Source organism: Streptomyces sp. NPDC088746 (assembly GCF_044751065.1).
Classification (GTDB): domain Bacteria; phylum Actinomycetota; class Actinomycetes; order Streptomycetales; family Streptomycetaceae; genus Streptomyces.
This window is the reverse complement of record NZ_JBIVLA010000009.1, coordinates 58,281-70,566: the sequence shown is the minus strand read 5'-3', so window position 1 is coordinate 70,566 and position 12,286 is coordinate 58,281. Positions and strand designations below refer to the sequence as shown.

Here is a 12,286-nt window from a genome sequence, read left to right as displayed (position 1 = left end):
GCCCCGCACCATACCGACTGGTCGGACTGGCGGGAAGGTGCCGTACACGGCGTTCCTTCGACCGGGTGATCCGGTCAGCGTGGAAGCGCTTCGAGGCTGAGGCTCCAGCGGCCGGGCAGCCCGGTGATCGTCACCGGGGCGAGCGGGCGCACGTCGACGTTCCAGTACGTCGACGGCGGGGCCTTGAGGGCGTACACCAGGGCCGCACGGACCACGGCGGGTTCGGCGACGGCGACGACGGCCCCCTCCTGGACCGGGCGGGTGTCGAGCCAGCTCCCCACCCTGGTGATGAAGGCGAGCAGGGATTCGCCGCCGTGCGGGGCGGAGCGCGGGTCGGCGAGCCAGGCGTCCACGGCGTCCGGCTCGCGGGCGGCGACCTCGGACAGGGTGAACCCCCTCCAGCGGCCCATGTCGCAGTCGCGCAGCGCGAGCTGGACGAGCGGGGCGAATCCGAGGGCGTCGCCTGTCGCGCGGCTGCGCGGGGTGGGTGAGCAGTAGCGCAGCTCGGCGGCACCGAGCCGCACCAGGGCGTGGGCGGCGAGCTGGACCTCGCGCCAGCCGGCGTGGTCGAGCGGCCGGTCGTCGTCGAAACGCTCGGCGAGGAGGGCGGAGCTGCGTGCTGCGGCGACGAGGGACACCCGAACACTCATGCGCGCGATCGTGGGGCCCTACGCCGCCCCGGTCAAGAGGGCCCCCCGCCACGTGCGTTGCCCCGCGGCTCAGCTCACCTGGAGGGACATCCACATGTCCGGTTCGGCGAGCGGGGTGAATCCGAGCTTCGCGTACACCCCGTGGGCGTCCTTGGTGGCGAGCAGGAACCTGCGCACACCCAGCGGCGTCAGCTCGTCCCGGGCGGCGGTGACGAGCCGGGTGCCGAGACCGAGGCCGCGGGCCGCGGGGTCGACGTACACGTCGCAGATCCACGCGAAGGAGGCGCGGTCGGTGATCACGCGTGCGTAGGCGGCCTGCTCGCCCGAAACGAGGTCGTAGGCACCGTAGTTGAGCGAGCCCGCTATCGCCCGGTCCTGCTGTTCGCGGGTGCGCCCCAGGGCCCAGTAGGCGTCCGTGGACAGCCAGTGATGGATGCGTGCCGCGTCGATCCGGGTGGGGTCGTCGGAGATCTCGTAGGACCGCTCGGCGGTGTCGTTGCCGTTCATCCCGGGAGGCTATCGCCCGGCGCCCGCAGTTCGTCGACCGCTTTACGCAGCCTGCGCACCCCCTCGGCGATCTCGGCGGGTCCAGAAACGGCCGCGAAGCTCAGCCTGACGTGTCCGGCGGGGGGTTCGGCGCAGTGATACGGGCGGCCGGGCGCGACCGCCACTCCGGCCCGCAGGGCGGCGGAGACCAGGGCGGGCTCGCCGGCCACCGGTCCGGGCAGCCGGAGCCAGATGATGCCGCCGCCCGACGGCACGTGCGGCAGGGCGAGTTCGGGCAGCCGGGTGCGCACCGCCGCCGTCATCGCGGTGCGGCGGCTGCCGAGCTCGGCGGCCACGGTACGGAGATGGCGCTCCCAGGCCGGGGAGCCCACCAGTTCGAGCGCGGCCTCCTGGATCGGGCGGGGCACGAAGAAGCTGTCGACGACCTGGATGGCGCGCAGCCGTTCCAGGACGGGCCCACGGGCGGCCAGCGCGCCGACGCGGAGGCTGGGGGATGTGATCTTGGTGAGGGAGCGCACATGGACGACGACGCCGTCCGGGTCGTGGGCCGCGAGGGGCTCGGGCAGCGGGCCGGCGTCCGCGTGGACGAGGTGGCGGGCGAAGTCGTCCTCGACGACGAAGGCGCCCGCCTGCCGGGCGGCGCGCAGGATCCGTTCGCGCCGTTCCGGGGCGAGGATCACCCCCGTCGGGTTCTGGAAGAGCGGCTGACAGACGAAGACCCTCGCCCCGGTGGCCCGGAACGCCGCTTCCAGCAGGTCGGGCCGCACCCCGTCGGCGTCCATGGGCACGGGGACCGGTCGCAGGCCGGTGGCGCGGGCGGCGGCCAGCATGCCGGGGTAGGTGGGTGACTCGACGAGGACGGGGGCTCCTGGCGGGGCGAGCGCCCGCAGCGCGGTGGCCAGGGCGCTCTGCCCTCCCGCCGTGATCAGGACGTCGGCACCGGTGAGCGTGGGGCCGATCTCCCGGGCGAACCAGGCGCGCAGCTCGGGCAGCCCGTCGGTGGGCGGCCTGCCCCAGGCTCCCGGACGGCGGCCGGCCCTGGCCAGGGCGGCGGCCAGGGCCCGCTCGGGCTGGAGGCCGGGGTGGAGGTAGCCCCCGTTGAATTCGATGACACCGGACGGAGGTTCGGCGAGCGTGACGAGGACCCCCGACGCGTCGACGGTGCGGGGCACGACCTCGGGCCCGCTGTCCCCGCTGAGTGACACCTCCTGCCAGGAGGTGTCACCCGGAGCGGGTGCGGCCGTGCGGGCCTCGGCCAGGAAGGCTCCGGATCCGGGGCGGGTGACGACCAGACCTTCGGCGGCGAGTTGCGCGACGGCCCGGGAGACGGTCACCGGACTCACCTTGAAGCGCTCGACGAGTGCCCGACTGGACGGCAGCTTCCCACCAGGAGAGTAGCGGTCCAGCTCACCCTTCAGGGATTTCACCAGTTCGGACACACTGCTACGCTCATTCATGACAGTACAGAATAGCGCTACTGGACAGACGACGATAGCGGTCGCTGTCGGACCACCCCCGGCGCGCCGCTCCCCCGGGCGCGGCGTCCTGCTCGCCGGTCTCGGCGTCCTCGCCTTCTCGCTGACCTTCCCCTCGACGGTGTGGGGCCTGGAGAGTTTCGGCCCCTGGTCCCTGGTCGCGCTGCGCAGTGTGCTCGCGGCGCTGATCGCCGGATGCGCGCTGCTCGTCGGCCGGGTCCCGTTGCCCGCGCGACGCCACTGGGCGGGTCTCGCGGTCGTCGCGGGCGGCGTGGTGGTGGGTTTCCCCCTGCTGACCACGCTCGCCCTGCAGACCTCGACGAGCTCGCACGCGGCCGTCGTGGTGGGGCTGCTGCCACTGACGACGGCGCTCCTGTCGGCACTGCGCACCGGCTCCCGCCCGCCGCGCGCCTTCTGGGCCGCGGCGCTGGCCGGTGCGGCCGTGGTGATCGTCTTCACCGTCCAGCAGAGCGGCGGTTCGCTCTCCGGCGGCGATCTGTACCTGTTCGGGGCGCTGCTCGTCTGCGCCGCGGGCTACACGGAGGGAGGCAGGCTGGCCGGGGTGATGCCGGGCTGGCAGGTGATCGGCTGGGCCCTCGTCCTCTGCCTGCCGCTCGCCCTGGCGGGTGCGGCGGTGGCGCTGCCGTACGAACCGGTGCACCTCACGGCGCACGGGGTCGTCGGGCTGGTCTGGGTGGCCGCCGGATCGACCTTCCTCGGGCTGTACGTCTGGTACCGGGGCATGGCGGAGATCGGGGTCCCGCGCGCCAGCCAGCTCCAGCTCGCGCAGCCGCTGCTCACCCTGGTCTGGTCGTTCCTCGCCCTCGGCGAGCGGGTGTCCGCCGCCGCCCCGGTGGCGGCGGTGGCCGTCCTGGTCTGCATCGCCGTCACCCAGCGGGCGGGGAGCCGCGGCGCGGGCCGCACGAAAGCCGACACGTCCATGGAGACATAGACTTGTCGACATGGACCGCCACCCGTGAGGAGGTCACTCCCGATGGAGGCACACACGGGCGACCATCTGCTGACGCACGGCAGGACCGTGGGGCAGCACGACCGGGTCGCAGAGATCGTCGAGGTGCTCGGTGACGAGGGCAGCCCCCCGTACCGCCTGCGCTTCGAGGACGGGCACGAATCGATCAGGTCCCCGGGCCCCGACAGCGTCGTCCAGCACACCGCCCCGGAGGACCGGGACCGCTAGAGCGCGCGCGGGCCGGGGGCACGAGCGGTCCCCGGCCCTCGCGTCCGGGCCGTGTGAGGCGTGAGTCCGGCGCTTCCGGCGGTTCCGGCGCTTCCCGTCAGCGGGGCGTGCGGGCCCGGACCTGGTAGTGGTCGGCCACCACCCGGGCCATGGCCCCGATGGGGTCGGACTTCACCTGCCGCGCCGAGAAGTAGACATGGCCGCCCACCTCCGGATGGCCCGCGGCGAAGTCGAGGTGCCGGGAGAGTTCGGCGGGGTCCTGCCAGGCGGCGGGCTGGGCGGGGTCGCCGGCCTTGTAGAGCGCCTCCCCGATGTACAGGCCGACGCCGGTGCCGCGGACCGTCTCGGCCCACCACGGCAGCAGCTTCGCGTAGTCGGCGGCGGAGAAGCCGATGTTCCAGTAGATCTGCGGGCAGATGTAGTCGATCCAGCCCTCCTTCACCCATTTCCGGGTGTCGGCGTGCAGATCGTCGTACGTCTGCACGCCGGCCGCGGTGTCGGAGCCCAGCGGATCGGTCGCGGCGTTGCGCCACACCGCGAAGGGGCTGATCCCGAACCGGACGCCGCTCCTGACCTCCTTGATCCGCTCGGACGTCTCGCGCACCAGCCGGTCGGTGTTGTCGCGGCGCCAGGCCGCCTTGTCCGCGAAGTCGTCGCCGTACAGCTCGTACGCGGCGTCGTCGTCGAAGACCTGGCCGGCCACCGGGTAGGGGTAGAAGTAGTCGTCCCAGTGCACCGCGTCGACGGCGTAGCGGCTCACCGCGTCGAGCATCGCGTCCTGGACGAACTCCCTGACCTCGGGCAGCCCCGGGTTGTAGTAGAGCTTCCCGCCGTACGGCAGGACCCAGTCCGGGTGGAGCCGCGCGGGGTGGGACGCGACGAGACGGGAGGGGTCCGTGTGGTTCGCGACCCGGTACGGGTTGAACCACGCGTGCAGCTCCAGACCGCGGGCGTGCGCTTCACGCACCGCCGTGCCCAGCGGGTCCCAGCCGGGGTCCTTGCCCTGGACACCGGTCAGGCACTGGGCCCACGGCTCGTACGACGAGGGCCACAGGGCGTCGGCGCTCGGCCGGACCTGGAGGACCACGGCGTTCAGCCGCAGGGCGACCGCTCGGTCCAGGTGCGCGATCAGCTCGGCCTCCTGGGCCGCGGCGCTCAGGCCCGGCGCCGAGGGCCAGTCCAGGTTGGCCACCGTGGCGATCCACACACCGCGCAACTCCCCCTCGCCCGCCCTGCGACCCCGGCCTCCGGGCCGGGGGGTTCCGGGTCCGCGCACGGCGGCGGCATCACCCGCTGTCATCAGCGCGGCCGCCGTGCCGACCGCTCCCATCACCAGTGACCTCCGGCCCATACGAGGCATCTGTGTACCTTTCGTCTCTCAGTTCCCGTGTGTCACGTCGGCAGTGCGTGACACAGATCATGCCCGCTCACGGACCGCCGGACCCGCAGCTCGCCGGAGCCGGATCGCGGAGTAACGTCGTGGGGTCGAGGCGGGCACCGGAATCAAACGGGAACTGCCGCACGAGATCAGCGAAAGGCACGAGGTGACGGACTCTATGGCCGACATTGCACGCGTCGGAGTGGTGGGCTGTGGCCAGATGGGCGCAGGCATCGCGGAGGTGTGCGCTCGCAGCGGCCTCGAGGTCAAGGTGGCCGAGACCACGGGTGAGGCCCTGGAGATAGGGCGTACGCGGCTCCACAACTCCCTCTCCAAGGCCGCCGAACGCGGCAAGATCACCGCGGAGGAGCGGGACGAGACCCTCGCCCGTCTCAGCTTCACCACGGACCTCGGCGAATTCGCGGACCGCGATCTCGTGATCGAGGCCGTCGTGGAGAACGAGCAGGTCAAGACGGAGATCTTCCAGGTGCTCGATCAGGTGGTGACGCGTCCGGACGCGATCCTCGCCTCGAACACCTCCTCCATCCCGCTGGTGAAGCTGGCCGTGGCGACCTCCCGGCCGGACCAGGTCATCGGCATCCACTTCTTCAACCCGGCCCCGGTGCAGCGGCTCGTCGAGCTGATCCCCGCGCTGACGACGTCCGACGAGACCATAAAGCGTGCGGAAGCCGTCGTGCAGACCGTGCTGGACAAGCACGCGATCCGCGCCCAGGACCGGTCGGGCTTCGTCGTCAACGCCCTGCTGATCCCGTATCTGCTCTCGGCGATCCGGATGTTCGAGTCGGGCATCGCCAGCCGCGAGGACATCGACAACGGCATGGAGATGGGCTGCGCCCACCCGATGGGCCCGCTCAAGCTCGCCGACCTGATCGGCCTGGACACCGTGGCCTCGGTCGCCGACTCGATGTACGCGGAGTACAAGGAGCCCCTGTACGCCGCTCCCCCGCTGCTCCAGCGCATGGTCGACGCGGGCCGGCTCGGCCGCAAGACGGGCTCGGGGTTCTACCCCTACGAGTGAGCCGCCCGTGCGGGTGCGACGGGTGGTCCGGGATCTGCCGGGCCACCCGCCGCATCGTCATATGCGGTCAGCCCAGCCGCATGTGATGGAGCATCAGCAGTCCCGCCGCCATGCCGGCCGCCGGTATCTCACCGCGGGCGACCATGTCCGGCACGAGCTTGAGCGGGACCCATGCGCGGCGCGAGGACTCGAAGTCGTCCGCCGGATGACCGGTGTACGTCGCCTCGCGGGACCAGAAGAGGTGGTGCCGGGCGTCGACGAGGCCGTTGGCCGGTTCCACGGTCATCAGCGGTCGCAGCTCGCCGGGGCGCCATCCGGTCTCCTCCTCCATCTCCCGCGCCGCCGCGGCGGCGATGTCCTCGCCGTCCTCGACCACACCCGCAGCCAGCTCCCAGCCCCAGCTGTCGGTGATGAAGCGGTGCCGCCACAGGAGCAGGACCTCATCGGCCTCGTTGACGACGGTCGCCGCGGCGACGGCCCGGAGGCGGATGAGGTAGTGGTCCAGATGGCGGCCGTCCGGGAGTTCGACATCCGCCAGATTGACCCGGAACCAGCGGTTCTCGTACACAGTCTGTTCGTTTAAGTTTGCCCACTGCACAGTTCTGCCACCTTCCGACTGGTCGATGGCAATATCGGAGCAGGGTCCGCCTCTCAGGGGAACGTGTGGAGGCTCCCGGGGCGAGGCTCACAGGGGCACGCGCAGCTCCCCGTCGATGAGACCGGCCACCGCCGCGGCGTCGGCGCTGCCGCTCGCGGCCAGATGTTCCCGTACGGAGCGGAGCCGGTCCCGGAGCCGCTGGGACTCCACGCCCCGGGCGCGTTCCGCCATTTCCGAGGCGGTGCGGGCCGCCTTGTCCGCCTCGCCCTGGAGCAGTTCGAGATGCGTCAGCATGGCGAGCCGGTGCACGGTCCCCCGGTCGTGCGCCGGGGAGCGTACGGCGGCGGTGGCGTGCTCCCGGGCACCGGGGAGGTCCCCCAGGCACAGCAGCGCCTCCGCCACCTGAACGTTGACGAGGCCCGGCTGCACGTACCCCGTCTCGTCCGGCTCGCCCCCGCTCCGGATGCGGCCGGCCTCGGTCTCGGCGCGGCGGATGCACTCCAGGGCGCTGCGGTGGTCGCCGAGCTGGGCGTAGGCCTTGGCCTGCATCGCGTGCAGATCGGTGGCGAGGGCCGGGGTGATGTGCGGGCCCGCCGCGCGCAGTGCGGCCTCGGCGAAGGCCACGGACCGGCGGAATTCGGCCAGGTACAGCGACTGGTTGACGAGCAGGGCGATCACATAGCCGCCGAGCCCCCGGTCCCCGCTGGCCTTGGCCAGGCGCAGCGCCTGGTGGAAGTAGCGCTGGGCGAGTCCATGGGCGTCGGAGTCGTAGGCGCAGATGCCGGCGACGGCCACCAGTCCGGCGGTCGCGCGGTGGAGCTGACGGCCCAGGGCGTCGCTGTACCCGCCGCGCAGCAGCGGCGCGGTCTCGGCGTTGAGGAAGCCGACGATGCGGGACCTGGTCGCGACGCCGCCCGCCTTTCGGTACATCTGTTCGTAGTGCGCCCGGGCCGCGCGGAGCATCGCTATGTCCGCCATGCTCACGCGGGACGGCCCGGGGCGTGAGACATCGGTGTCCTCGGGCGGGTTCTCCCACTCCCAGACCGGCATCACGGCTGTCGTGCCCGTCACGGCGGGGGCGGTGGTGAGGTGGGGACGCTGCTGTTCGTCGGAGCGCCACAAGGCCGTCGCGTGCTCCACGAACCCGGACAGACCGGCGCTCCGGGTCGCCGTGTGGACGCCGGAGACCCCCATGCCGATGTCGTCGAGCGTGACGGGCCGGCCCAGCCGGCCGGCCAGCACTTCGCAGATCAGGTCGGGGACCTGCCCGCGCGGGCGCTGGCCCTTGAGCCAGCGGGCGACCGCCGTGTGCTCGTAGCGCAGGCACAGCCCGCGGGCGCGGCCGGCCTGGTTGACATGACCGGCGAGCCCGGCGCGGGACACACCCGCCTCGTCGATCAGGGATTCGAGCAGGACATTGGGCTCCATCGCCCCCCCATGTGCGCGTCGCGATGAGCCTAGTGCAGCACGATTCACACGGGGTGTGAACGGAATGCCCGAACCATCCTGCTGTGCGCTCTGCCGCGCCGGGGCGCCGCTCGGTTGAATGAGCTCCTCGCAAGAGGCGGCCGGGTCGTCGGCTCCCCCTCGTAACAGTTCGACGACCCGCCCCCGCGCCGTTCGTTCTGCCGGCCTGCCCGACACTCCGTGGCAGGGCGGGCGGCGCCGGACCGCACAGCCCACTGCCCCGATGACAGGAGGCCCGTGTGCGGTCCCCGGGCCGTCCCGCGAGAACAGAAGGGGCGTATCCGGTGGCCGGATACGCCCCTTCTCACCGCCGGTACGCCTACGCGCCGCGCAGCACCGCGCCGGTGCGCTCGGTGGCCAGGGCGACCGCGGCGTCGCGGGCCGCGGAGGCCTCCTCCACGGTCAGCGTGCGGTCCGGGGCACGGAACCGCAGCGCGTACGCCAGGGACTTGTTGCCCTCACCGATCTGCTCGCCGGTGAAGACGTCGAACAGCCGGAGCGATTCGAGCAGACCGCCGGCGCCTTCGCGCAGGGCCTTCTCCACCGCGTCTGCGGGCACGTCCGACGCGACGACGAGTGCGACGTCCTGGGTCGCCACCGGGAAGGTGGAGATGCGGGGCGCCTGGAGCGCACCGTCGACCGCCTGTTCCAGGACGTCGAGCTCGACCTCCATGGCACAGGTCCGCTCGGGCAGGTGGAGCTCCTTGATGACGCGCGGGTGGAGTTCGCCCGCGTGTCCGAAGAGGGTCTCCTGGCCGTCGACCGTGACGTACAGCGCGGCACAGCGGCCGGGGTGCCACGGTGCGTGCCGGTCGGCGCGGACCGTCACCTCGACGCCCGCCTCGCGGGCGATGGTGCGCGCCGCCTCGACGGAGTCCGCCCAGTCGGCGGGGCGGCCCTTGCCCCACCAGCCGGCCTGCTCACGGGCGCCCGCGAGGACGACGGCGGCACGGCGCGGCTGACGCGGGAGCGCCGCGTCCAGTCCGGCGATCTCCTCGTCGGTGGGCCGGCGGTCGACCGGCAGACGGACGGCCTTGGTCTCCTCGCCGGTCGGCCTGAAGACCAGGCCGGTCTCGAAGAGCGCCAGGTCGTGGCTTCCGCGGCCGTCGTTGCGCCGCAGTGCGCCGAGCAGGCCCGGCAGCAGCGTGGTGCGCAGCGCGGGCTCCTCGTCGGAGAGCGGGTTGACGAGGGTGACCGTACGGCGGCGGGCGTCGTCCTTCTCCAGGCCGAGCTGGTCGAGGACGGCTTCGCCGATGAACGGGTAGCTCAGCGCCTCGACGTAACCGGCGCCCGCGAGGGCACGGCCGACGCGGCGGTGCAGCCGCTGGCGGTCGGTGAGCCCGCGTCCGGAGGGCGGCGTCGGAAGGGTCGACGGGAGGTTCTCGTACCCCTCCAGCCGGATGACCTCCTCGGCCAGGTCGTTCGGCTCGGCGAGGTCGGGGCGCCACGACGGCACCGTGACGATCAGCTCGTCCTGGCCGTAGACGTCGCAGCCGACCTGCTGGAGACGGCGTACGACGGTCTCGCGGCCGTACGCCACTCCGGCCACCCGGTCGGGGTGGTTCGCCGGCATGGCGATGGTGCGGGGGGCGGACGGGGCGGTGATCTCCGTGACGCCGGCCTCGGCCGTGCCGCCCGCGAGGAGGACCAGCAGGTCGACCGTGCGCTGCGCGGCAGCGGCGGCGGCCTGCGGGTCGACACCGCGCTCGAAGCGCTTGGACGCCTCGGAGCTCAGCTTGTGGCGGCGCGCGGTCCGGGCGATGGCGATCGCGTCGAAGTGCGCCGCCTCGATGACGACCTCGGTGGTCCCGGTGTCCTCGGCGTGGTCGGCGATCTCGGTGTCGGCGCCGCCCATGACGCCCGCGAGGCCGATCGGCCCGCGGTCGTCGGTGATGACCAGGTCCTGGGCGTCCAGGACACGCTTGGCGCCGTCGAGCGTGGTGAGCTTCTCGCCCTGCTGCGCGCGGCGCACCCCGATCGTCCCCGCGACGCGGGTGCGGTCGTAGGCGTGCAGCGGCTGGCCGAGCTCCAGCATCACGTAGTTGGTGATGTCGACGGCCAGCGAGACGGTGCGCATCCCGGCCTTCTGCAGCCTGCGCTGCATCCAGATCGGGGAGCGTGCCTCGGGCCGCAGGCCGGTGACCGTACGCGCGGTGAAGTTGCTGCAGCCGAACGGGTCGGACACCTTCACCGGGTAGCCGTGCGCGTTGGGCGGGGGCACGTCCAGGAGCGCCGGGTCGCGCAGCGGCAGCCCGTACGCGATGGCGGTCTCACGGGCGACGCCGCGCATGGAGAGGCAGTAGCCCCGGTCCGGCGTGACGGCGATGTCCAGGACCTCGTCGACGAGCTCCAGGAGCTCGATCGCGTCGGTGCCGGGCTCGAACTCCGGCGGCAGCACGATGATGCCGTGCGTGCCGTCGTCGCCCATGCCGAGCTCGTCGGTCGAGCAGATCATGCCGTGCGAGGTCTTGCCGTACGTCTTGCGCGCGGCGATCGCGAAGTCACCGGGCAGCACGGCGCCCGGGAGGACCACGACGACCTTGTCGCCGACGGAGAAGTTACGGGCGCCGCAGACGATCTCCTGCGGCTCCCCGGTGCCGTTGGCGGTGCCGACGTCCACGGTGCAGAAGCGGATGGGCTTCTTGAAGCCCTCCAGCTCCTCGATGGTCAGGACCTGTCCGACGACCAGGGGGCCCTTGAGGCCGGCGCCGGTCTGCTCGACGGTCTCGACCTCGAGGCCGACGGAGACGAGCTTGGCCTGTACGTCACGGCCGGTCTCGGTCGCCGGCAGGTCGACGTATTCCCGCAGCCAGGAAAGCGGGACGCGCATCAGATCTCCATCCCGAACGGCCGGGTGAACCGGACGTCACCCTCGACCATGTCTCGCATGTCCTCTACGTTGTGGCGGAACATCAGCATCCGCTCGATGCCGAACCCGAAGGCGAATCCGCTGTACTTCTCGGGGTCGACGCCGCAGGCGACGAGCACCTTGGGGTTGACCATGCCGCAGCCGCCGAGCTCGATCCAGCCCTCGCTGCCGCAGGTGCGGCAGGGGCGGTCCGGGTTGCCGACGGACTCGCCGCGGCAGACGTAGCAGACCATGTCCATCTCGGCGGACGGCTCGGTGAAGGGGAAGAAGTTCGGCCGGAGCCGGGTCTTCATGTCCGGGCCGAAGAGCGCCTGGACCATGTGGTCGAGGGTGCCCTTGAGGTCGGCCATGGTGAGGCCCTCGTCGACGGCGAGCAGCTCGATCTGGTGGAAGACCGGGGTGTGCGTGGCGTCGAGCTCGTCGGTGCGGTAGACCCGGCCGGGGCAGACCACGTAGACGGGGGGCTTACGGCTGAGCAGCGAACGGGCCTGGACGGGCGAGGTGTGCGTCCGCAGCACGACACCGGACTCGTCGCCCTTGGCGCCGTCGGCGCCCTGGACGAAGAAGGTGTCCTGCATCTGCCGCGCCGGGTGGTCCGGCACGAAGTTCAGGGCGTCGAAGTTGAACCACTCCGCCTCGACCTCGGGGCCCTCGGCGATCTCGTACCCCATGGCGACGAAGACGTCGGCGACGCGCTCCATGATGGTCGTCAGGGGGTGGCGCGCACCGGCCGGAGTGCGGTCGTAGGGCAGGGTGACGTCCACCGCCTCCTCGACCAGCACCCGGGCGTCACGCTCGGCCTCCAGCTCCGCCTGCCGGGCGGCCAGCGCCTTGGAGACGGCGCCGCGGGCCTGGCCCACGCGCTTGCCCGCCTCGGCCTTGGCCTGCGGCGGCAGGGCGCCGATCTCGCGGTTGGCGAGCGACAGGGGCGAGGTACCACCGGTGTGCGCGGTCTTCGCCTGGGCGAGCGCGTCGAGGTCGCCCGCGGCGGCGAAGGCGGCGAACGCCTCGTCCCGCATGCGCTCGATCTCTTCCGGTTTCAGTGCCTCGACCTCGACTGGGTCGTACGACTTGTTCGGTGCCGACATCTCTTCCCGTGCTTCCG

11 protein-coding genes are annotated in these 12,286 nt (G+C 72.4%); 3 read left to right on the top strand and 8 right to left on the bottom strand.

All coding sequences use genetic code 11. From position 1 onward, the window contains the following. Positions 1 to 74 precede the first annotated feature (74 nt). The 3 genes from ACIP63_RS31780 to ACIP63_RS31770 all read right to left on the bottom strand — a co-directional run bounded on the left by ACIP63_RS31780 (position 75) and on the right by ACIP63_RS31770 (position 2,614). Positions 75 to 650: a histidine phosphatase family protein gene (locus ACIP63_RS31780; RefSeq protein WP_401522650.1), complete on the bottom strand. Its 576-nt coding sequence runs from the start codon at positions 648 to 650 to the stop codon at positions 75 to 77. 69 nt (positions 651 to 719) lie between these two features. Beyond that, positions 720 to 1,157, bottom strand: coding sequence for a GNAT family N-acetyltransferase (locus tag ACIP63_RS31775; protein WP_401522648.1), 438 nt, complete (start codon positions 1,155 to 1,157; stop codon positions 720 to 722). Then, entirely contained in the window at positions 1,154 to 2,614 is a 1,461-nt protein-coding gene (locus tag ACIP63_RS31770; RefSeq protein WP_401522645.1) for a PLP-dependent aminotransferase family protein, read from the bottom strand. Before ACIP63_RS31770 ends, ACIP63_RS31775 begins: the two co-directional genes overlap by 4 nt. On the opposite strand from ACIP63_RS31770, the gene ACIP63_RS31765 reads away from it, so the two are divergent. Further along, on the top strand, positions 2,613 to 3,584 hold the full coding sequence (locus tag ACIP63_RS31765) for a DMT family transporter (protein ID WP_401522643.1): 972 nt from the start codon (positions 2,613 to 2,615) through the stop codon (positions 3,582 to 3,584). The genes ACIP63_RS31770 and ACIP63_RS31765 overlap by 2 nt on opposite strands. A 42-nt stretch (positions 3,585 to 3,626) precedes the next feature. After that, entirely contained in the window at positions 3,627 to 3,830 is a 204-nt protein-coding gene (locus ACIP63_RS31760) for a DUF1918 domain-containing protein (RefSeq protein ID WP_401522641.1), read from the top strand. A gap of 97 nt (positions 3,831 to 3,927) precedes the next feature. Here ACIP63_RS31760 and ACIP63_RS31755 read toward each other — a convergent pair whose 3' ends face one another. Then, positions 3,928 to 5,190 carry a glycoside hydrolase family 10 protein gene (locus tag ACIP63_RS31755; RefSeq protein ID WP_401522639.1) on the bottom strand — a complete coding sequence of 421 codons (1,263 nt, stop codon included), beginning with the start codon at positions 5,188 to 5,190 and terminating at the stop codon, positions 3,928 to 3,930. A 196-nt stretch (positions 5,191 to 5,386) separates the two neighbouring features. Between ACIP63_RS31755 and ACIP63_RS31750 the strand changes: the two genes are divergently transcribed. Beyond that, on the top strand, positions 5,387 to 6,247 hold the full coding sequence (locus ACIP63_RS31750) for a 3-hydroxybutyryl-CoA dehydrogenase (RefSeq protein ID WP_401522636.1): 861 nt from the start codon (positions 5,387 to 5,389) through the stop codon (positions 6,245 to 6,247). A gap of 67 nt (positions 6,248 to 6,314) precedes the next feature. Here ACIP63_RS31750 and ACIP63_RS31745 read toward each other — a convergent pair whose 3' ends face one another. From ACIP63_RS31745 to pheS, 4 genes are all read right to left on the bottom strand, one after another. After that, positions 6,315 to 6,845, bottom strand: coding sequence for an NUDIX domain-containing protein (locus ACIP63_RS31745; protein ID WP_401522633.1), 531 nt, complete (start codon positions 6,843 to 6,845; stop codon positions 6,315 to 6,317). A gap of 87 nt (positions 6,846 to 6,932) precedes the next feature. Continuing rightward, the gene (locus ACIP63_RS31740; RefSeq protein WP_401522631.1) at positions 6,933 to 8,273 is read right to left on the bottom strand and encodes a transcriptional regulator; all 1,341 of its coding nucleotides are present in this window, start codon (positions 8,271 to 8,273) and stop codon (positions 6,933 to 6,935) included. 358 nt (positions 8,274 to 8,631) lie between these two features. Then, positions 8,632 to 11,142: a phenylalanine--tRNA ligase subunit beta gene (pheT, locus tag ACIP63_RS31735; protein ID WP_401522629.1), complete on the bottom strand. Its 2,511-nt coding sequence runs from the start codon at positions 11,140 to 11,142 to the stop codon at positions 8,632 to 8,634. Next, positions 11,142 to 12,269, bottom strand: a complete 1,128-nt coding sequence (gene pheS / locus ACIP63_RS31730) for a phenylalanine--tRNA ligase subunit alpha (RefSeq protein ID WP_033304472.1) — start codon at positions 12,267 to 12,269, stop codon at positions 11,142 to 11,144. Before pheS ends, pheT begins: the two co-directional genes overlap by 1 nt. Positions 12,270 to 12,286: the final 17 nt, after the last annotated feature.